Source organism: Priestia sp. YIM B13490, from assembly GCF_042787735.1.
Lineage (GTDB): Bacteria > Bacillota > Bacilli > Bacillales > Bacillaceae_H > Priestia > Priestia megaterium.
In genome coordinates this window covers 1-22,090 of the sequence record NZ_JBHZOT010000021.1, presented here as the reverse complement: position 1 = coordinate 22,090, position 22,090 = coordinate 1, and the positions used below count along the sequence as shown (strand labels likewise).

19 protein-coding genes are annotated in these 22,090 nt (G+C 31.2%); 9 read left to right on the top strand and 10 right to left on the bottom strand.

From position 1 onward, the window contains the following. Nucleotides 1-509: 509 nt before the first annotated feature. Nucleotides 510-1,583, bottom strand: coding sequence for a SagB family peptide dehydrogenase (locus ACFX4R_RS27515; protein WP_377559178.1), 1,074 nt, complete (start codon nucleotides 1,581-1,583; stop codon nucleotides 510-512). A gap of 659 nt (nucleotides 1,584-2,242) precedes the next feature. On the opposite strand from ACFX4R_RS27515, the gene ACFX4R_RS27510 reads away from it, so the two are divergent. The 3 genes from ACFX4R_RS27510 (at nucleotide 2,243) to ACFX4R_RS27500 (ending at nucleotide 5,985) form a co-directional block, all read left to right on the top strand. Then, nucleotides 2,243-3,436: a MalY/PatB family protein gene (locus tag ACFX4R_RS27510; RefSeq protein ID WP_377559179.1), complete on the top strand. Its 1,194-nt coding sequence runs from the start codon at nucleotides 2,243-2,245 to the stop codon at nucleotides 3,434-3,436. A gap of 15 nt (nucleotides 3,437-3,451) precedes the next feature. Further along, a complete protein-coding gene (locus tag ACFX4R_RS27505) occupies nucleotides 3,452-4,714 on the top strand; it encodes an MFS transporter (protein ID WP_377559180.1) in 1,263 nt (420 codons plus the stop codon). 62 nt (nucleotides 4,715-4,776) lie between these two features. Beyond that, nucleotides 4,777-5,985, top strand: coding sequence for an ATP-grasp domain-containing protein (locus ACFX4R_RS27500; RefSeq protein WP_377559181.1), 1,209 nt, complete (start codon nucleotides 4,777-4,779; stop codon nucleotides 5,983-5,985). Nucleotides 5,986-6,280: 295 nt separating this feature from the next. Here ACFX4R_RS27500 and epsC read toward each other — a convergent pair whose 3' ends face one another. From epsC to ACFX4R_RS27480, 4 genes are all read right to left on the bottom strand, one after another. Then, nucleotides 6,281-7,195, bottom strand: a complete 915-nt coding sequence (epsC, locus tag ACFX4R_RS27495) for a serine O-acetyltransferase EpsC (RefSeq protein WP_377571286.1) — start codon at nucleotides 7,193-7,195, stop codon at nucleotides 6,281-6,283. A gap of 155 nt (nucleotides 7,196-7,350) precedes the next feature. Next, nucleotides 7,351-8,388: a cysteine synthase family protein gene (locus ACFX4R_RS27490; protein ID WP_377559183.1), complete on the bottom strand. Its 1,038-nt coding sequence runs from the start codon at nucleotides 8,386-8,388 to the stop codon at nucleotides 7,351-7,353. Nucleotides 8,389-8,856: 468 nt separating this feature from the next. After that, a complete protein-coding gene (locus ACFX4R_RS27485) occupies nucleotides 8,857-9,555 on the bottom strand; it encodes an alanyl-tRNA editing protein (protein ID WP_377559184.1) in 699 nt (232 codons plus the stop codon). Between the two features lie 19 nt (nucleotides 9,556-9,574). Beyond that, on the bottom strand, nucleotides 9,575-10,477 hold the full coding sequence (locus ACFX4R_RS27480; RefSeq protein WP_377559185.1) for a GHMP family kinase ATP-binding protein: 903 nt from the start codon (nucleotides 10,475-10,477) through the stop codon (nucleotides 9,575-9,577). Between the two features lie 569 nt (nucleotides 10,478-11,046). Here ACFX4R_RS27480 and ACFX4R_RS27475 point away from each other — a divergent pair. The 4 genes from ACFX4R_RS27475 to ACFX4R_RS27460 all read left to right on the top strand — a co-directional run bounded on the left by ACFX4R_RS27475 (nucleotide 11,047) and on the right by ACFX4R_RS27460 (nucleotide 17,711). Beyond that, nucleotides 11,047-12,435: an aminotransferase-like domain-containing protein gene (locus tag ACFX4R_RS27475; protein ID WP_377559186.1), complete on the top strand. Its 1,389-nt coding sequence runs from the start codon at nucleotides 11,047-11,049 to the stop codon at nucleotides 12,433-12,435. 139 nt (nucleotides 12,436-12,574) lie between these two features. Continuing rightward, entirely contained in the window at nucleotides 12,575-13,888 is a 1,314-nt protein-coding gene (locus ACFX4R_RS27470; RefSeq protein WP_377559187.1) for an MFS transporter, read from the top strand. 1,345 nt (nucleotides 13,889-15,233) lie between these two features. Beyond that, a complete protein-coding gene (locus ACFX4R_RS27465; protein ID WP_377571283.1) occupies nucleotides 15,234-16,394 on the top strand; it encodes a hypothetical protein in 1,161 nt (386 codons plus the stop codon). After that, nucleotides 16,395-17,711: a hypothetical protein gene (locus ACFX4R_RS27460; protein WP_377571281.1), complete on the top strand. Its 1,317-nt coding sequence runs from the start codon at nucleotides 16,395-16,397 to the stop codon at nucleotides 17,709-17,711. It abuts the gene before it with no gap. 735 nt (nucleotides 17,712-18,446) lie between these two features. Here the strand turns inward: ACFX4R_RS27460 and ACFX4R_RS27455 are convergent. Genes ACFX4R_RS27455 through ACFX4R_RS27445 form a run of 3 tightly spaced genes read right to left on the bottom strand, consistent with a single transcriptional unit; the run spans nucleotide 18,447 to nucleotide 20,552 of the window. Continuing rightward, nucleotides 18,447-18,908 (bottom strand): hypothetical protein, encoded by a 462-nt coding sequence (locus ACFX4R_RS27455; protein WP_377559289.1) that lies wholly within the window; start codon nucleotides 18,906-18,908, stop codon nucleotides 18,447-18,449. Between the two features lie 38 nt (nucleotides 18,909-18,946). Then, a complete protein-coding gene (locus ACFX4R_RS27450; protein WP_377571278.1) occupies nucleotides 18,947-19,864 on the bottom strand; it encodes an ABC transporter ATP-binding protein in 918 nt (305 codons plus the stop codon). A gap of 1 nt (nucleotide 19,865) precedes the next feature. Then, a complete protein-coding gene (locus ACFX4R_RS27445) occupies nucleotides 19,866-20,552 on the bottom strand; it encodes an ABC transporter permease subunit (protein WP_377559291.1) in 687 nt (228 codons plus the stop codon). 202 nt (nucleotides 20,553-20,754) lie between these two features. Between ACFX4R_RS27445 and ACFX4R_RS27440 the strand changes: the two genes are divergently transcribed. Both ACFX4R_RS27440 and ACFX4R_RS27435 read left to right on the top strand, forming a co-directional pair. After that, entirely contained in the window at nucleotides 20,755-21,066 is a 312-nt protein-coding gene (locus ACFX4R_RS27440; RefSeq protein WP_377559292.1) for a DUF2089 family protein, read from the top strand. Beyond that, entirely contained in the window at nucleotides 21,059-21,346 is a 288-nt protein-coding gene (locus ACFX4R_RS27435; RefSeq protein ID WP_377559293.1) for a hypothetical protein, read from the top strand. The genes ACFX4R_RS27440 and ACFX4R_RS27435 overlap by 8 nt, the downstream gene beginning before the upstream one ends. Nucleotides 21,347-21,514: 168 nt before the next feature. Here the strand turns inward: ACFX4R_RS27435 and ACFX4R_RS27430 are convergent, their stop codons facing one another. Continuing rightward, the gene (locus ACFX4R_RS27430) at nucleotides 21,515-21,670 is read right to left on the bottom strand and encodes an aureocin A53 family class IId bacteriocin (RefSeq protein WP_377559294.1); all 156 of its coding nucleotides are present in this window, start codon (nucleotides 21,668-21,670) and stop codon (nucleotides 21,515-21,517) included. A gap of 152 nt (nucleotides 21,671-21,822) precedes the next feature. Then, the gene (locus ACFX4R_RS27425; protein ID WP_377559294.1) at nucleotides 21,823-21,978 is read right to left on the bottom strand and encodes an aureocin A53 family class IId bacteriocin; all 156 of its coding nucleotides are present in this window, start codon (nucleotides 21,976-21,978) and stop codon (nucleotides 21,823-21,825) included. Nucleotides 21,979-22,090 lie beyond the last annotated feature (112 nt).

Sequence of the window (22,090 nt, the reverse complement as noted above, 5' to 3'; positions counted from 1 at the left end):
GAGATAATGAGCTTATCTTCGACAAAAATACAAGGTTTTCTCGTTTCTGATACAAATTAGTTCTAAATTTATAAAACATTAATTATGTTTGAAGATATAACTCAAAAAATGACCATACTTCTTCCACACTTAACATACAATTCTTCATTTCCAAAAATTAAATGTTGCTTACCTGTTAATCAAATTATGAGGTACTTATCTACTTATCACCAAAAACTCATTTAGTGATTATTAGAGCTCTTATTATTTCGTTCCAGTAACTCTTAAAATCCTTATTGTTCTTTGTTTTCTCCTCTTTCTTAACAGGCTGTTTACTATTATCCATTCTATTTACCATACTCCTTCAATAGTTGTTTAATCAAGTAGGAATATAAATTTTTTTATATGAAAGTTGATAATGCTGCTTATTGAAAAGAAATTTTATTCAAACTTTAATAGAAGTGAGCCCCATTATAGATAAAGGCATCACTTCTACTTTAAATTAGTTTCGATTATTTTTGTTTGATATTTTATTTACGAGATATCAATCTATCTATAGTTCGCTGATCAATACCCTGTTTTTCGCCAATTCCAGCTCCTACAAAAAACAAGGCACTTTCTGTTCTACCATCAACCCCTAAAAACTTCTCTACCTCTGTATCTTGAAATGCTCCTGTAATCCATGTTTGATAACCTAGAGCTGTAGCACAGAGTTGAAAAGTTTGAGAAGAGTGACCTATATCAAGGAGAACATTTCTATACGCACGAGAATGTTGGTATTTCCACCAAGCTTTATCAAATCTTCCTGAGATAAATATACCTACGGCTAATCCTGCAGAGAAGTATTGATCGTATAATAAATCGATCATCTTATCCTCGAATTCGCCCTCTTTTAGGCGAGTGAGCTTATGATCTTGAGGTCTATAATGATATAAACCTGGTAATAGACCTTCTACATGAAAGACTAACAAATAAGCTTCTTCGGGATGCAATCCGCCACCAGATGCACTTGCCTTACGCATTCCTGTGGCAACTAAACCATTTTCAGAGAGCTCATTCCACTCTTCACCATGTATAAGACCAAATGACGTAAATAGTAATGTGGATAAATAATTTAATGGCATGGTTTCACCATTAAACACCCTACAGGTTTGTCTATCTTTAAGCACGTTAATAAATTTCCCTTCTTCATACAGAGAAATGTCCGGCTTAGGTAATTCAATTATCGTTCCCGGATGTTCAGTAAATAAATTAGGTTGTTTATCAATAATACCTTCACAAAAATCAAGATATTCATCTACCCATTCATCGGGATTGGAGAGTTTTTTTTCAGTAAGTGGAATATTCTGAGTTCCTTTATGAAAGATGTGTGATAAAACATCCCATCCCCACTTTTCTTCAGTAGGAATTTCTCTTACTAAAAGATTAGCTTCTAATAGTTCTTTATCAATAGAGTTGGTATCGGTAACTGATCCTTTTGACCATTCTAGGAGTCTATTTAAATAGTCAGATTCCAGAGCATACTGTTCATGGTTATTATAATCCCATAATACAAATTCTCCATTCTCAATTTGAATAAATAAATTAGGGTTTAACGTATACATTTTAATAATTCCTTCCTAAAAATATTTATATGTAAATTAAATTTAGACTAAATAAATTAATAATAACCAAGCTCCTGAGAATAGTGATTCAGTGGCTTGGTTATTTTCAGTTATGCAAATATTATTTGCTAGCTAATACAGGCATTAAAGCGCATGTACGTTTTACTTCACGAGTAACTTTTTTCATTTTAGGCCCCTCCCCCGTATATGTATTTTTACTTAGTCATGCAAACATTATTTGCTAGCTAATACAGGCATTAAAGCACATGTACGTTTTACTTCACGAGTAACTTTTTTCATTAAATCCAACTCCTTCTATTAATGTATTTATCTACCATGTAGACAACCTTATGATAACACAGAAAAACAAAAAATCAATATAAATAAACTAAAATTTTAAAATTATTAATATTTTCTGTCTTTTTAAATAACTTGTGCCAGATATGACAATTTAAGAAGTTTTAAACTTATATATTCTATATAAATGAAAATATAGGTTTTTATCCCAATTAATAATCACTATATTAACACAAAAAATGGAATAATAAACATAAATAAACTAATTATTTAAAATTATTAATATTTTCTGTTTTTTTATTGGGTTATTTGTAATATACTAAAAAAAGGTAATTTTTCTTATTTTAGGGAGGTATTCAATTGTGAAATATGATTTTAATGAGACTATCTTGAGGAAAGGTTACAATTCCAGAAAATGGGATGATGTTAAAGAATTATTTGGTGATGATGAGATTCTTCCTATGTGGATTGCAGATATGGACTTTAAAGTTTGTCCTCAGATTGTTGAAGCAATTACCAATAGAGCAAGTCACGGAGTTTTTGGTTATGCAACTCGATCTGACTCTTACTATTCTGCTCTTATAACCTGGTTGGAAAAGCGCCATTCATGGAAAGTAAAAAAAGATTGGATTACTTTTAGTCCGGGCGTATTACCAGCTTTAAAGTTAATAATCGAAACTTACACTAAACCTGGAGATAAAATTATTTGTCAGCCTCCAGTGTATCCTCCTATATTTGAAACTATTAAAGAAAGTGGAAGAGTCTTAGTAGAAAACCCCTTGATTTATGACGAACATAAAAGAAAATACTATATGGATATAGAAGATTTTTCGAGCAAAATTGATTCTTCAGTTAAGCTATTTATCTTGTGTAACCCACACAATCCAATAGGTAAAGTTTGGGATAAAGAAGACCTCATTAGATTAGGAGAAAAATGTCTAGCAAATAATATGATAATAGTTTCAGATGAAATACATTGTGATTTAGTTTTACCAGGATTTAAACATACTCCTTTTGCTACCTTGTCAGATAACTTAGCCAATAATTCTATTACATGTTTATCTCCTAGTAAAACATTTAACTTAGCTGGATTACAAACAGCCAATGTTATTATTCCCAATAAGGAGTTAAGAGAAAAATATGTTCATACATTAAATAGTTATTATCTCGCTAAAACCAATACTTTTGGAATAGTAGCATTAGAGGCAGCTTACAATAACGGGGAGAAATGGTTAAATGAATTAATTTTATATTTAAAGGATAACTTTGAATACCTTAAGAAATTTATAAACTATAATATCCCACAAATTAAGGTGATAGAACCAGAGTCTACTTATTTAGTATGGCTAGACTGTAGAAAGTTAGGTTTGAACGAAAAACAATTGGAAAATTTCATGTTGAAAAAGGTAAAGATAGCAATGGATGAAGGCTATATATTTGGGACAGAAGGTAAAGGTTTTGAAAGAATTAACATAGCATGTTCTAGACAGACATTAGAAGTAGCTTTAAACCGTTTAAATAATGCTGTTAAAAATCTAATGAAGGTGCCTAATTAATTGGGAGGATTATCAATGAATGTTTTTAAAGTATTTGGGCTATTTCGTCAATCTATTTTTAGAAATTTTTTCTTTGCATCATTAGCCTCCTTTTTAGGCGAAGGTATTGTAACTCTAACGATTATAGTTGTAACTTTGAAAGAAAGTAATTCTGTTATGTCTATAGGTTATATGCTTATATTGACTATATTACCATCTGCTATTTTAGGACCGATTATAGGGGCTTTAATAGATAAAACTAATAAAGCAAAGTTAAGTATTATTTGTTCGATTCTGAGAGCTGTGACTATTGTTTTACTCCCTATAGCTATGTATTTAGGTTTTTTTAATGTTTTTGTGCTTTATCTTTCAATTTTTCTCAGTTATATTGCTTGGTACATATTAATGCCTACTTTAGAAAGCATTATAAAAGATGTAATTGATGAAGATAATTATTTAAAAGGGGTGTCCTTTCTTCAGGCAGCATGGCAAGTGGGTATGCTGATGGCAGGGTTATTGGCGGGTAGTGTTATGAACATCGCTGGAGTAGAATTAACTTTAATGATCGCTTCTGTCACTTATATAGTAGGAGCAATCTTCTTTTATAAAATCTACAAAGTTTTTGAATATAAACCTATAAGTAAAATAGGGGAAACACATTCAATAGTACAAGAGTACTTTACTGATATAAAAGAAGGCCTCAACTATTTAAAGGGTAATAAAAAAATATTATTTTTTAGTTTAACATCTTGTATAGTTCTTCCCTTCTTCTATGCAATCAATATTCTTTTAGCACCTTTCAATTATCAAATGGTTACAGGAAATGAATTTACACTTGGATTTATTGATAGTGGCGCTGGTATCGGTAGTTTACTATCTGCAGCTTTTTGTTTAATCATATCTTCAAGAAAAAAGATATCTTTTTATTTGCTGTGCTCATTGTTATTACTTGGGGGCTCCACAGTTATATTTAGTATGCAAACACAATATTTTATGGCTTTTATATGTTATATAGTATTAGGCTTTTTTATAGGCAATGTAAAGGTATTATCTAAGTCTATTATATATAAGTACGTAAACGAAAAATATATTGGTAGAACTATGGGAACAATCTCAATGACAAGCTTAGTACTTACTATTATTTATACTTTACTTATAGGTTACTTAGGAGATATTTCTGTACATCTTGCTTATTTAATTACTTCGCTTTCTCTTTTGGTTCCGGCTCTATTTTGTTTATTAGGTAAAGTTCTAGACGACAGACAGATTAAGGTGGAAACTAAAATTAACGCGTCTTAATTGAATTGAAGAATTTTAAAAATCTTCAGTAAAAGTATATTTCTTTGAAGGAGAATAAATTCATGGAAAACCTTTCACCTGTTATTCTATTGGATAAGCCATATATCTCTGATTTATTGTTAGAAACGATTAAAGAATTAAATGTGCCAGCTTTTTTATGTAATAAAGATATTATACCTAATAAACAATACACTTCAATGTTTATTAGTAAAGAGCAATTAACAAATAAATTAAAGGAGAATAGCCTTGTATATTTGAATTCTGAAAATGCAATTTCCTGCTTACTTGATTATAGTTCAAACAAGGAATTTACAAAAACAACTCAACTTCTTAAGAATAAGGTTAAATTTCGTGAAATGACTAAAGATATGTATCCAAATTTTAATTTCAAAGGTATTAGTATAGAAAAATTAGCAAACTTAAATAGGAAGGATTGTATATTTCCGTTCATCTTAAAACCATCTGTTGGCTTTTTTAGCATGAATGTTTATAAAATAAATAATTTTGATGAATATAAAAATGTAATAAAGAATATAGAAAACGAGAGGAAAAAAGCTGAATTTCTCTACCCTAAGCATGTAATAGATAACAGTGAATTTATCATAGAAGAATATTTAGCTGGAGAAGAATTTGCAATTGATGCATATTACAATTCTGAAGGAAAACCAATTATATTAAATATCTTAAAACATCTTTTCTCCTCAGAGGATGATACTAGCGATCGTATATATTACACTCATAAAAATATCATTAATCAATACCTAAATCAGTTTACAAAGGAACTAGATAAATTAGGGAAGATATTTAATTTAAAAGGATACCCTGTACATGTAGAATTTAGGGTAATAGATAACAAAACAATAGTTCCAATTGAAATAAACCCCTTACGATTTGCAGGGTGGTGTACATCAGAGCTTATGAAATTCGCGTTCAACCTTAATCCATACGAATATTATTTCAAACAAAAAGAGCCTTCTTGGAATGAAATTTTTAAAGGAAGAGAAAATAATTATTATTCAATTAATGTTGCTGATATACCCAAAAGTATAGACATTAGCGATATTGTTTATGTAGATTATGAAAGATTTTCAACATCTTTTAGTAACTTATTACAAATGAGAAAAATAAACTATAAAGAATATCCTGTTTTTGCTTTTGCTTTTGCAGAAACAAGGAATTTTGAAGAAATGGTACGTTTTTTAAAAGAAGATTTATCAAAATACTTAATTACTAAGCAACAAAATTCGCTTGAGTCTAATATTTTTACTTGATAGTAGTATAAGAGATCATAAGACCGCAAAATTTTCTTGAAAGAGCACTTTGCAGCCCTATGATCTCTTGTTTTGATTAAATAAAAAACGAATTTTTTCTCTAAACCAGGTAAAATAAGATGGTACTCATGGTACCATCTTTCTGTAAATAAAATTAGATCAAATAGATTGATTCCACTGAAATAAATTTCGCTTTCTATACTACTTGTGAACTTTTTTAAATACTTATATTGCTATATATAAGTTTGAATAACTAATTGAAGATATTTTCAGGTTTTGAATCAGGATCCTTTTTTTATATCTTCATGGTATTTTTTATGATTGGTGCTGGTTGAGAGTTATAAACTTTAGAATGAGGAGGTACAGAACTAGTTATGCATACGTTTCCTCCAATTATAGAGTCATGTCCAATTACAGTCTTTCCTCCAAGAATCGTTGTTCCAGCATATATAACAACATTATCCTCTATGGTAGGATGTCGCTTTAATTCCTTTATGATATTGCCTTGGTGATCTACTGAAAAGCTTTTAGCACCCAAGGTTACACCTTGGTATATTCTTACATTCCTTCCTATTGTACATGTTTCACCAACCACTACACCTGTCCCATGATCAACGAAAAAACGCTCTTCAATCTTTGCCCCTGGATGAATATCAATTCCCGTTAACCGATGAGCATATTCTGACATTATCCTAGGGATTATTGGGATCCCTAGAATAAATAATTCATGTGATATTCTGTGTGTACTTATTGCCTCTATGGAGGGATAGCTAAGTAAGATTTCTTCCATGGTAATTGCTGCAGGATCTCCATCATAGGCTGCTTGAATATCACTTTGAAGTTTTTTTCTGATTTCTGGAAACTTATTTATTATTTTCATAACCATTTGATCTACTTTAAATTCATAGAAATCATTATTACTTTGATCTTTATCATTATTTATTAGTACTTTATTAATTAGATTTTTTAGCTCTAAAGCTACCATTTTTAATTTCTTGTCGATTAAAATATTGATTTTAGTATTATTGATTTGTAATTTACCGTAGGTGTTAGGGAACAGTGCAGAACGGTAGTGATGAAGTATCTTATATATTTTTTGTTTATCAGCAAACTTTATATTTTCTTCTATTTTAAAAAAACTTTTGTTTATACTTTCAAGTGAATTTGCAACCTTAGCAATTTCATTATTGAAATATTCATTTTCTTCCATTTAATTAAGCCTCCGCAAAAGTTACCAGATATATAATGAATACTTTTCAATCAATTTATAATGCTATAGATAGTTGGGAACACTATTTTATTTTCAAAAGGTAAACTGAATAATGTTCCCTAAAATTTATATATTTTATCTTCCTTTACTTAGTTTTACAGAACAGGCTCCTTTTCATCTTGTAGATATGCAAATGACCAATTTTCAACAATTTCTCCGTAGTTAACCATTTTCGGAGAACTAGGTACAAAGAGGTTACTCATACCTTTTTCTTTACGATAATCTTCATTATAAACAGTATGATGGTACCTGTCCCCTCTATCCGGAAATATAGTTAAAATATTCGTACCTTCTGGTACCTGCGAACTTATCCAACGAGAAACAGCATAAACAGCTGCGGAACTATTACCTGCAAAGATTTTTTCATGTTGAGCTAATTCTAAAGTAGCTGAGAAACATTCTTCATCATTGAGCCAATGAACTTCATCTATTATTGAAAAGTCTACATTGCGTGGTACTACACTATTTCCATGTCCACCTTGTAAACGATTAGGTATATCAGGTTGATTAAAAATCACACTGCCTACAGCATCCACGGCTACCACACGTAAATTTGGGTTATTTTCCTTTAAAGCACGTGCTGTTCCACAAAGTGAACCACCACTACCTGCAGAAGCTACTAGAATATTAATTTCAGGCAACTCTTTAAGGACTTCATTTGCTAAACTTTCATAAGCTCTTGGATTATCAATATTCTCGTACTGATGAGGACAGAAAGCATTAGGATTATTACGAAGAAGCTCATCTAATCTATCGAGACGGGCACTTTGCCAGCCACGATCAGACATCTCATGAACTGTTTCTATCTTACACCCCAGAGCTTTCAATTTAGCAATAGTTAGTTTATCAGTACGTGGATCAGTCACAATATGAACATCATGTCCTAAATAAGTACCTACCAACGCAAGTCCTAGCGCCATAGTTCCAGAGGAACTTTCAATGATTGGAGTGCCGTCTTTTAAATCTCCATTCTTTTTTGCCTCCATAATAATTTGTTTTGCAGCCCGATCTTTCATACCAAAAGGATTTAACATTTCTAATTTTGCATAAACTTTTCCTACGGCTGATTGGTTTAGCCTAAGTTCTACTAAGGGGGTGTTTCCAATTGCTTCTATTATATTTTCTCTAAACATCATTATCTTCCTTTCCAATTTTAAGCTTTTAAATTGATTATTAACTTTGTGAAGGTTTTTTAAATCGATATATAAATAAGGTAATATTAAGATAGCATTTGATTAACATCAGTTTCTTTTTTCTCTATTATCCCCCCCTAAAATTCCGGAAAAAACAATAATACTCCCCCTGAAAATTGTACTTATATACAAATATTGGCGGAGTGCTAATTTTGAAAAGAGACCGGCTAAGTGGATCAAGATATATGATAAATCCTACATGCTTAGCTTGTAAGGACTTTATTCCAGAAAAGGCTAAATACTAAAGTAGCATGTATTATTCCCATTGAAATAAGTATTCCCCACTGATTTAGAGGGAAAAATGAAAAGCTGCTATCTCCTGTCCAGATCTGCCAAATTATCCAGGGTATTAATAATAATGTACCTATACCTTCTGATGAAAAAATCTTCTTTTGTGAATTCTTCAATCTAATTTCCGTCTTCAATTGTTAAATATACTCTCTCTATACTTCTCCCCCTCGTGTTTCTCTTAACTGATATTTTGCCAATATCCTGCGTTTGCCTTACATGTGTACCACCACACGGAATGCGTATATCGCCACAAACCCACACTAGTGCTTCTGGTTCACCCTCTACGGGAAAGTTACTTATAGGAAGATTATCTTCCACTATTGAATTTGCAAGCCTTTCTACTTTATCTAACTCTTCACGATCAAGACGACGATCTGGACTAAAAAAGTCGAATCGAGCTTTGTCTTCAGCAATTCTACATCCTTTCACATGCATCTTTCCGAAAGTTTCAAATGCATAATAATAAACAAGATGAGCTGCAGAATGCATTCTCATTAGCTTATGCCGTCTTTCCCAATTAATCTTCGCTCGAACTTTCATTCCCTCGGCTAAATCTTTTACGGGTTCTTTTAAAATATGTACAATTTCTGTACCAACCTTTATAACGGGGAAATCTTTATGAAAAAATTGCTTCCCACCAATTTTTTGTGTATCAATGACTTCATAATCTTCAATCCATCCCTGATCACCGAGTTGTCCTCCACCCTCAGGAAAAAAAACTGTCTGATCTAAGAAAATTTTATTTCCATCTACTTTAGTAATAGTAGCCGTACATTCCTTCAGATAAGGTTCTTCGAGAAAAAGTTTCTGTACCACATAAATCCCTCCAATAAAATTATTTGGATAAACTTTCTTTACTTAATACATTAAATTCTTGGATTATTGCTTTTGGAAACAAACCTTCAAGCTTACTTTTAGCTAATTCAATTTTTGCATAATTTTTAAAATCAAATAACAAGGATATAATCGATCCACTATGGGCTACCGCAACTCCATAAGCTTCTAATTCAGGGATCAGATTAATAATATTATTCAACTCTTTTTTATAGTGCCGGCGTTGATTTACAAGAGCACTTATCGTTGTAGCCTCTCCTAAAAGTTGAATATCCCGATTTTTAATTCCACGTATTGCTAGATGATAGGCTTTAAAAATTTGTTTTTCTTCTTCTTGTGTATAGGGTATTCTCTTAAATTCAACTGTATCTACAGTACCTCCAAAATCAATAGTTACTAAACTCATGGGCATTATAGGACCTATCTCTTGAAGTAATTTTCCTTCAAAAAAGTCATACACCACTGAGGATTCATACATTACTCCATCTGAAGGCTCAATAGAAACGGAAATTTTTGATATTTGCCAAGGGGTAATGGGATAATTACAGAGTTTCGAAACTGCACGACATACTGCTACAATATCGGCACTACTACTAGCCATTCCTTTTCCTTCAATCAAATCCGATTCGATATTAAGGGAAACTCCCAAATCCTTATTAATTAATCCTAATTCTTTTATATAGCTAAGCAATATTTCTGCAGCCTTTGCAGCTTTTTTCTTGTAACTAGGGCTAACTATGATTTCTCCTCCACTTATAAATGTTGCTTCAACATTAGAATGCAGAGATACAGGAAAAGTGATCATAAAATTCTGACCATCGATACAACCCTGAACAAGCTCTCCACAGGTTCCGAATGCACTTTCTGTTACACTAAGTGTTTTGTTTAAACTTACTGGAATCATAAGAACGTCACCTTTCTCTGTAATTTAATATTATTTTTTATATTCAGTATCAGCAGAAGTTGACAGATGTAAGCAAATAGTTTTTTTAGAATAAATATAAGGTAAGTTGTCTTGAGATTAAAGAATTACTAGTAATAAACTTTCTGATAACAAAGATTAGTAAAAAATTTTTTTCGTAAATAGATTTTTAAAATTTCAAAAAATAATAATTTTAAATAAGATTTGTGGATTTTTAACGATTATTACTTAATAAACCATTAAACCATAATTAAATTCGAATATAAAATAACATAAAATTGTATTAGTTGGAACCAATGTAAATATTTACAAAACCATACTACATTAAAAAAAATAATATGTAAATTAAATTTTTTAAAATTTTTTAAATATTTTAAATATAATGAATTCCGATAGGAATTATTTATTTTCTTCTATATTAATGAGAGAAAAGGGTAAATTTTTTAAAATGATTGCTATTCTATTTTCACTGCAGAGAGCAATATTAAAGAAAATTATAATAGATTTATAGTTGATACAACCTTATAATTGTATAAAAAAGGAAGTGTGTTATGCCGATTAATTCTTTTGAAAACTATCCGATGAGCTGGAAGCCATCATTTGATAAAACTAAAAAACCAATTTATCAATCACTGGCCGGACAATTAAAACAAGACATTCTAGATGGGAATTTATTACCAGGGACAAAACTTCCGCCGCAGAGGGAGCTGGCCGATTATTTAGACTTAAATTTAAGTACCATTTCAAAAGCTTTTAAAGTGTGTGAATTAAAGGGGCTATTAAGTGCAAGTGTTGGGAGTGGCACATTTGTATCCTATGATGCGTTATCAAATGCATATTTACTTGCAGATACAAAACCAAAGCATTTAATTGAAATGGGAGCAACGCTACCTGATAATGTTTCATATGAGCCACTAGTCCTCCAACTGAAAAGTATGGTGCAAGATACGGATTACGAAAAATGGTTTGGATATGGTCGGACAGGAGAAAGTATTTGGCAAAAAGATGCAGCTATAAAGATAATCCGAAGAGGTGGGTTTGAAACAACAGTTGATCAAATCTTATTTGCAAATGGCGGTCAAAATGCAATAGCTGCCATACTGGCGGGTCTTTGTCAGCCTGGAGATCGTATTGGTGTTGACCATCATACTTATCCGGGCTTAAAGACTGTTGCGGCAATGCTAAGTATACAATTAGTACCGATTAAATCAGAGAATAATCAATTTAATCCAAAAGCCTTTGAACACACATGTAAAAATGACAATATTAAGGGCGTTTACTTGATCCCAGATTATCATAATCCAACTACTTCCTGTATGTCTGTTGAGAACCGAAAAAGGATTGGAGCAATTGCAATAAAGTATAATCAGTTCATTATTGAAGATGCGACTTATCATCTACTCAACCAAAATCCACAACCAGCAGTCGCATCATTTGCCCCAGAGCAGGCCATCTATATTGCAAGTTTATCGAAAGCAATAGCACCGGGTCTACGACTAGCGTATGTAGCAGTGCCACGTCAATTTAAAGAACCAATTTCAAAGGCGCTTTATAATTTAAATATTTCAGTTTCACCTTTGCTAGCAGAACTCGCAGCGCGAACTATAGTATCTAATCAATTTGAAACCTTAATAGATGGGCATCAGCAAGAAGCAATTCGTAGAAACCAACTTGTGAACCGATATTTGGCAGACTATACGTGTTTAGGTGTAGATACAGGAATTTTTCGTTGGTTATTATTGCCAGGAAAAATGACAGGCGCGGAATTTGAATACCTAGCTGCACAGCAAGGGGTACAAGTGTATGCAGCTGAACGTTTTGTAGTTGGCAATAGTTGCCCAGAACGAGCTGTAAGAGTATCTGTTTGTGCGTCAGAAACACTTGAAGAGCTTGAACAAGGATTGATTATTCTTAAACGTTTACTAAAAGATATTATCTAATATTGTTCGCCATACAATTATTATATTGTATGGTTCTTTTTTACATGTTAAGATTATTTAAACCTATTTGGATAAACATGGAATGAGGATAGGGAGTATAAATATATATAGTTTGCTTTCTAGAAAGGGAGGTTAGATTATGTTACATAAAGATAGTGTAAAAGAGTTAGATAGACAATCAACTTACATTCATTCTGCAGAAAAACAAGCACAGCTGTACAAGAGAACATTATTAATTGTAGGTCTTTCACAAATCTTTGGAGGTGCCGGTCTTGCTGCGGGGGTAACTGTAGGAGCACTTCTTGCCCAGCAAATGCTTGGAACAGATGCAGTAGCAGGGTTACCGGCTGCTATATTTACTCTAGGATCAGCAGGAGCTGCTTTAATAGTAGGAAGGCTGTCTCAGCGATATGGACGCCGTGTCGGGCTTGCGACAGGTTTTATAGCTGGGGGAATTGGATCAATTGGGGTTGTCATTGCAGCAATTATAAATAGTATCTTTCTTCTATTCGTTTCTCTACTTATTTACGGAGCAGGGACAGCAACCAATTTACAAGCTCGTTATGCAGGGACAGATTTAGCCAATTCAAATCAACGAGCAACTGCTGTAAGTATGGCTATGGTTTTCACTACATTTGGAGCAGTTGCAGGACCAAACTTAGTAGATGTAATGGGAAAGTTATCATTAGCTATTAATGTTCCAGCACTTGCAGGACCATTCATTTTAGCAGCTTTCGCTTATATTTTAGCTGGGCTTGTATTTTACGTACTGCTTCGTCCGGATCCCTTACTGATAGCAAAGGCAATAGAAAAAAATAGACAAGAACTTGACAATCAAAATAATTCAGCACTTCCTCGACATGCAAATAATAAAAGAGGAATAATCATTGGTGCTACAGTTATGGTACTTACTCAAACCGTCATGGTTGCTATTATGACCATGGCGCCTGTACACATGGAACATAATGGCCATGGTTTAAGTGCAGTAGGAATTGTTATTGGTGCTCATATAGGTTCCATGTATCTCCCTTCACTAGTCACAGGAATTCTAATTGATAAAATAGGTCGAACTGCAATGACTATTGCTTCTGGAGTCACTTTACTTTTGGCAGGTCTTGTAGCAGCTATGGCAACAAGTGGGTCGATGGGTCTCATGGTGATTGCTCTTTCTTTACTTGGACTAGGATGGAATTTAGGTCTGATAAGTGGAACTGCTCAAATTGTTGACTCTACAGAACCATTAACACGCGCTAAAACTCAAGGGACCATAGATGTCTTAATTGCATTAACAGGTGCATCAGGTGGTGCTCTATCTGGAATGGTTGTTGCTCATTCAAGTTATGCAATCCTATCATTAAGTGGAGGTATTTTATCTCTAATATTAATTCCAGTTGTAATATGGGCCCGTGCTGGCAAAAAAGAAATTATACTTAAAGTAAATAAAGAACTTTAAATACAAAATGAGTAAATTAATTAGTTTATCTCTAATTAGATTAATAGGAAGATAAAAAGGACTTTTAATTTTAAGGTCCTTTTTTATTTCTATAGAAAATGCATCTCATATATAGTTCTTATGACCAGTTTCTTCTATATTATATTGTTTTTATTAAAATAAAAATTTACGTTCTTCTATTAAACGTAAAAAGCTTCTTTATCTCTGTTCTACAAAGGCCAATCAATTAAATTAAGAAACTCAATTTTCTTTAAGTTCTTCATAATTTCTCAAATTTTATATACTTAGTAGAAAAAGCTTCTTCCTTCATAACTTTTACAGTTGTAAATTCTTTTCTTTTCTATCGGTTATAAGCTTCAATAAATTCTTGACTGACTTTAGCTTTAGGCCGTCCAAACGATATACCCTTATTCAATGCAGCACCAGTCCCCCTCCCGTTGGCGCTTGCAAATACGATTCTCTTTAGGCCATCCAAGACATAATTTGCAGAACTAGGTCCGCAATAAATGTTCTGAGATTTTTCTTATACTGAGTAGTATCTAACAAAGACATATCCAAGACTACAATGTCTGCCTCTATCTTCTTTATTATCGCACTCCACTCTTGTAAGATTGCTTCCTTATTAAGACTAAAACGATCTAGTGAAGGGATGTAAAGAATATTTCCTTTACAAATCATTCGTTTTAGTATTTGATATTGTTCTCGATTGAATTTTCCCACTTTATTTATTGATAAAAATATCAAGAGGAGAAATGTCCACTTCCTATATAGATTGAAATTGACGCCCTTTACCTTGACCTTGGCTACTCACACATATATATCCAAATCTTCGGTTTTCCATTTTTCTACTCATTTTTTCCTCTTATTTCACCAAAAATATCCGTAAAAGTGTATGGATTTTAGAAGACGTTCGTAATTCATTTTCAAACTTAAACGAACGATAGAAATAATAGATTTTTCATACAAACTAACAGTCCGTAAAAGTATACTTTTTCGAACAATCTTCGTTGATAGAAGCAATTTCTGAAAATTCCTTTTTATAATTCAAGTCTTACCTTTTATATAGTAGCAAAAAGAGCCGAAATTCATCTAAGATCTTGGTTTTTTTTGTTATTAAAAAGTTGCTTGAGTTGAAAGCGAAATATAACAATAATGCATATTTTAAATACTATTCCTCTTTTTATGTAGTTTTTGAGTATAGATTAGCTTTTGTAGAGTTTTATCATAGTATTTGGTATATGGAAAATAAATACATAATCAGTCGCATAAAAGGAATCTTAACAGGTGAAAATAACCACGATTTAATCAATCCAGAAAAATCATAAAAAAGAAAAGGGGTAAAGCCATGGATCAAATTAACAAGATAATTGATAATGACGGACAAATATTAGATGCCACCTTATATCGAGAACAAGCTCGTACGGAATTATTACGTAATCGTTCAAATGGGGATATTGGGTTTCAAGATGAATATGGCTACGTTATTGACTATGATAAAGAAGAAAAGCCCACTACACTTGGCGAAGGAACGTTACATACAGCAATTGCGATTATAGCAATTACTACTGGAAATTACAAACAAGACACATGGGAAATAACTGAGGCCAATTATAAAATATTAGGTTTATTAAATACTTTACTACAAAATAGTTGGGGGAATAGAGACATATACGATCATCCTATACGTCACCAAGCCTTATATGAATATAGTGCAAATGGACAACAGTTAAGGGCAAGCCCATTAACAAAAGATAGTTTTGGTGCAATTATAGCAGCAGCTTACTATGCTTACAAATGTCCAAACAGTAACAGTGAAATTCGTATAAAATCACGTGAGTTAATAAATAAATGGGGAGAATATTTGACTCGTTCCCAGTGGAGAACACATTATAATTACATACCAGGTGAGTTTGAATATGAAGTAATAGATGGTGAAAAAAAATATAAGAATATCTATAGTAAAGATGGCGGAAGAGTCATGTATAAAGGTCCAGAGGCTTTTCGGTTAATGCCCCATGAGATCTATGCTGTAAAAAACGTTGCTAATCTAATGGGTATACCTACCGTTCATTGGGCTATTTGGTCAAATGGGATGCCATCAGATCTCAAGCAAGTGATGCTTGATGTTGTCGCTCCATATATTGCAGAAACAGCCACAAAGGGCTTTAGATATATTTTGAAGCACCTAAATTATGAAATACCGTATAGCATTCCATTGGGACCAAGTAATTGGAAACTAGGTAAAGTAGAAGGTATTTATAAAGTTGATGTAGACTCAATAGGGATTGGGAATAGTTTCCATAGATTACTACTTAAATTAATTCGTGAAATTATAAGCCTTGATAATTATAATAGTTCCCAAGCATCTGACCTACTCAAAACTGCAGTAAATCAAATTTCAGAACTCTTAGAAGCCTTTTCAGCAAACCTCTCACGAGAAAGTTGGAATTCAGTTTTAACAGTAGGTTTGCAAAGGGTGATTCCTTGGCTAGACGGTTCTAGTTAGGTGGAAGCAGCAATCTTTGTTGGAACTCAAAAATTACTTCAACTCGCAAAGGCAGGACCGGATATTATTAGTTATACTGTTTGGTCTTTTGCTATGGAGTTTGAAGCTCGACCAGAGATTAGAGATGTTTTAAGAATATCAACCTTAGAGTTCTTCGATTTCTTGAAAGGAGACGAAAATCCAAATGGACTCTGGGCATGGTTAAGCCAAAATGATATGGAGGTACAGCAGCAACTTAAACTATTCGAGACTAATGACCAAAGACGCTGGTGGAAGTTTGCATATGGTTCGACAAAGTTTAATCAATGGGTTTCAGAACCTGACCATGAAAATGCTGAGGGAAGAAAATCCCCACGACTAGATTATTTAGTACTGGATGGACTAAATGAAAAAGGTGCACCATTAGGTGTGGTCAATATTCCAACCGATTGGTTTGAAATGTTTAAAAAATCATTAGATACAGCTTTTAATAATTTCAAAAAACAAGTCTTAGAATCCTTTAAGGCGGGCTCTTTCTCGAGAGGTGCATATAACGAGTTTGGTGAATTCATCCAGGAAACTTGGTACAACACCATTCAGTATAGTAAAAGAAAAACGTACAGAGGTGAAGGCACTTTGGAATATTTAGTCTGGGATTCAGTAGATGATCTGATAGAACATTTGCAAGTGCTACCTAAGGGAGAATGGCAGGAGGAATATTGGAAGAAACATTCACAACGATATTATAAAGGTATCTGGTCTGACAAATCAGCTACAGCAGAGAAGATGGTTTTTCGCGAAATTATAAATAACAGTAATATCCAGTCAATAGAAACTTGGAATGGTTGGGGGGGGCAACCGAAGAAATACTGGAAAACTATTTATATGAGTCCTCAACCTTTTGCTGAAAAGGTTTTTGAAGTCTCTGTTAATTCTAAAACTGATGAATTAGTTCAAGAAATATGGAACCAAGCATTAAAAAAATACTCTAAATGTATCTGGTCTGACTCTACAGGTGCCCCCGATAAGGCGATTTATCAAAAGATAATTACAGATGATACAATGACGATAGAATATTGGAATAAAGGATTTACAAAATATATTAAAGAAACCTATTCTGGTTCTTCAGAGAGAGAAGACAAATTAAGATGGAAATTTGTTCTAAATACAGATGATGAGGTTATTCAAGAAGTATGGGACAAGCATAAAAAATATGGAAAAACCATTATAAATAAAGCTGGAAAGGTAATACATGTTGAAGGGGAAATTCCACCAAAGTCTTTGCCTGATTGGTGGCCAAATATGAATGCTATTAATTGGAATAACATTCAAATATAAGACAAATGATATTTGAAATAAAACGGTTAGTTAAGTAAATATTAAAGTACTTTATATATTTTCAAGTTTTATCATTCACTCTAGATGATGACAAAATGGTTATTTTTCTATAATGTATGTAAATGATTAAACTAATTTTAATAAAGTATGTTTAATATTACCTAACGATATAGTGGAAATTAAAGCTAAACATAACTATCTTTATGTAAATTGGCTCTGTATACCATATACACCTTAAAATAGAAACACTCCCCTATGCGAGTAAGCGAGTTTCTGAGGAGAGTTGATTAGTGCTGATGCTTACACATCCTTTGTAGTTTGTTCGAATTAATGTACGTTATTGGTAATAGGCAAAAAACTATTTACTTTGTCATAATTAAAGCTTTAATAACTTCATTGCAGTAATGTTTAAAATCGTGATTTTTACTATTAGTTTCAATATTGTTTTTTCTCATTTCTAACACTCCTTTAGTTCTTTTAACCGTTCGTTATTTCATATTTGTTACCTATATTGTATCTAAACCCAACAACCTTGTTACTCACCTGCGAGAGTAACTTTTTAATGAATTCCTACGACTAAAGAATGAGAATAGAAATAACAAAAAGAATCTCTTTTAGAGAGATTCTTTTTTATTTACTACCTAGAAGGTATATTATGGTAAATAGAAGTGTATATCACATACATTGCTATAAACGAAAAGCAGTAATCATAACTTATTTAATGGTTCAACTTTTTCAATTTAACACTTCGTGAGTATTATCTCTTAGAATTTTTCTTTTATGGAAATAAGTAAAGATTATAGAAATAATTAAACATAGTGCTCCTGGAGAAAATACAAATGAAAAAATTGTTCCTAAAAATATGAGTTTAAGACTTGTAGTTGAATTCTCTTTCTTTTTTAATTTTAAGACATAAACTATAGTAAGGATTACACTTAGTACAAATAGTAAAATAATTAACCATCCATAACTGTTTGAAAAACTTATGACCTTTTTAATTATATCCATTATTTGGTTTACGTCTGAATTATTTAAACTAGAATCATTTTGAAAATTTTCTTTGAGTTCGTTTAAATATGATGGTTTTTTAGAAATTATATTAAAATTAATTACTGAGATTATTAAACCAATTGTAACTAATACATTTAAGATTAAACCTATAATACAAAATATAAATCCTGCAGCGTTTTTCTTCATTATTAATCTCCTTAATCAGTAATAAGAGTTTTTAAAATTTATTCTATAGATAAGAAAATTTCTTCTAATTCTACTGTTTCTTGACCAAAATTATATATCTTAAATCCATCAATAATTAACGCATTTAATACAATTGGTATGTCATCATAGTTAGCTAAATCTATAATTGTTTTATCGGTAAAATTGTCTAAAATCTTGATTTTTTTTGTTATAGATTTAGGTATATTATTTTGGTTTAACGAAGGTATTGATTGTACGTTTATTCTTACTTTGGAACTGAATTCTTGTCTTAATTGTGCGATTGTTCCTATTCTTTCGATTTTTCCTTTGTGCATTATAGCAATTCTATCGCAGACTTTTTCTATTTCGCTCATATTATGGGATGTAATGAAAACAGTAACATTTTTATTTTTGAGTTCCCTAATAATACTTTGAATATGCAAAGCAGATTCAGGATCTAACCCTGATGTAGGTTCATCTAGTATGATAATACTTGGATTACCTAATAAAGCCTGTGCAATACTGATTTTTTTCTTCATGCCAAAAGAAAATGTTTTAATTTTTCTTTTTCCTGTAGCTCCTAAACCTACATAATTTAGTAAGTTATTAATTTCAGAATTAGAATATCTTAGACTCTTTAATTCACTCATATATTTTATAAATTCTTTAGCAGTCATATGTTGGTACAGATTTGATGTATCAGGCATTACACCTATGCTCTGTTTAATAGAATTTAAGGACGTATCTAATATTTCTTCAATCCAAAATTGTCCTTCTGTTTTTCTGTTAATACCCGTAAAAGTATTAATTAAAGTAGATTTTCCTGCACCATTTCTTCCTAGAAATCCAAATACTTCACCTTTTTGAATTTCCAAAGATAAATTTTTGAATATATAGCTTTTGTCAAATTTTTTTCCTAATTTAGATATTTTTATTGCAGTAGTGTTATTTTCCATATTAAAAATCCTTTCTATTAAACAAAATAATTGAAATAGCTATAAAAAAGAAAGAAATAATCAAAGGAATTATCATTAAAAATGACTGATTTATAATCGTATAATAAGGCAATATGTATTTAAAAATATACATAGTTGATGAATCATCTAAAGAGCTATATATACCAAGTAGAGGTAAAAATATACTTATAAAAATTGCAATGAATAGTGATGCTGTTGGTCTAACAATAATTGTAGAAATAAGAATATTAAGTGCTATTGGATAGGTAACAAATATTATTAAAGTTATTAAATCTATCCAAAACCAATCTTTTGCTATTAAAGATATTAAAATAAAAGAGATCAATATAGTAAAAGCCCAAAATAGAAATACACCCAAAAATTTTCCTAATATGATTTTTGATCTAGAAATTTTAGTTACTAATAAACGTACTGTTTGAGTTTCTAATTCACGATTTATAACGTCATGAGAAATCATAAAGACAAATAAAAAACCAAATAACAAAAGTAAAAATGAAATAGCAGACGTATAGGTACTTCCCCCTTGGCTTAAAGCTGTAGTAATTGATAATTTATTTTTTAGAACATTAGCAGTATAAGTAGATACTGTTATAAGAAATAAAATTATGACTACAGATTTAAAACTTTTAAAAGATGAAATAAATTCTTTCCTTGCAATTGCTAACATATAATAATCACTCCTAATAAAAGGTAAAAATTCCATATTGTTAAAATTATCAAAGTTATAAAATAAAGTCAAATATTTTTTGTTTTTTTTTTAATTTTGTTAAATTAATTTTAAAAAAGTTAAAAAAAACACTTGTTTTACACCTAAAAAATGGTTAAAATGGTGACAAATCAGAAAAATAATTGCTGGGGGAATGATCATTTTGGGTGAAGTTAATAAAACTAATGGTAATGATTGGGTTTTAAATTTATCTGATGAGGATATAGAATTCATAAGAAAGTTTGTAATAAATTCTGGTTCTTTAAAGAAAGTAGCCAAACTTTATGAAGTATCTTATCCAACAGTAAGATTAAGACTAGATAGAGTAATCCAACATATTAAGGTTTTTGATGATCAGCCTAAACCATTTGATTCTTATATAATGAAGTTAGTAGTTGAGGAAAAGATAGATTTTGATGTAGGAAAAGAAATTTTAAATAAACATAAAAGTATTATGGAGGAAAATAATGAATAATTTTATCGGGTTTCTTATACCAATTTTTGTGATTTTGTTTCAATATTTTTTATCAACAAGACAAAATAAGTGGTTAGGTGCTTTAATACCTATTATCTACGTTATAACTATTATTTACTTTATTTCTTTAGGAAGATTAGAATTATCGTTTCTAAATTTTCTTCTATTCTTAGCTGGTTTAGTAGCGATACTAGGTTTATGGAATAAAGGTAGAACTGATTTAAAAAATAAGCAAAATAAAGAAATTAAAAAAATGAAGACTAAAGATATAAAAAAGTAATAAAAATTTGTTTATTTCAATGTTACCAGGGTATAGTGTAACTAATGATAATTTTAATAGTAATAGCTCTTGCAGCTATTATTGGGGTAATAACTGCAAGAGTTATTTGCATAGAAATAGATTACTAATAAGTAACACTGTCCTATGTAAAGTTAGGGATAAATACTATTATCCAATTCTTTTTTTGATTTCGTCATAGACCCAGACAAAAGAATAACCAATGTTTAACCATTCACTAATCTGGCCTTTGTGATCCCAAGCCCATTTTACGTATTTTGAGCCTTTAGAAGCTAACCATCCTACAAATTTCAAGAATAATGACATTTGAAAAACCTCGCTCTAGTATAAGATTTATGTTTATTGATGTACTGTAACCCTTGCAGCTATTATTGGGGTAATAACTGCAAGAGTTATTTGCATAGAAATAGATTACTAATAAGTAACACTGTCCTATGTAAAGTTAGGGATAAATACTATTATCCAATTCTTTTTTTGATTTCGTCATAGACCCAGACAAAAGAATAACCAATGTTTAACCATTCACTAATTTGGCCTTTGTGATCCCAAGCCCATTTTACGTATTTTGAGCCTTTAGAAGCTAACCATCCTACAAATTTCAAGAATAATGACATTTGAAAAACCTCGCTCTAGTATAAGATTTATGTTTATTGATGTACTGTAACCCTTGCAGCTATTATTGGGGTAATAACTGCAAGAGTTATTTGCATAGAAATAGATTACTAA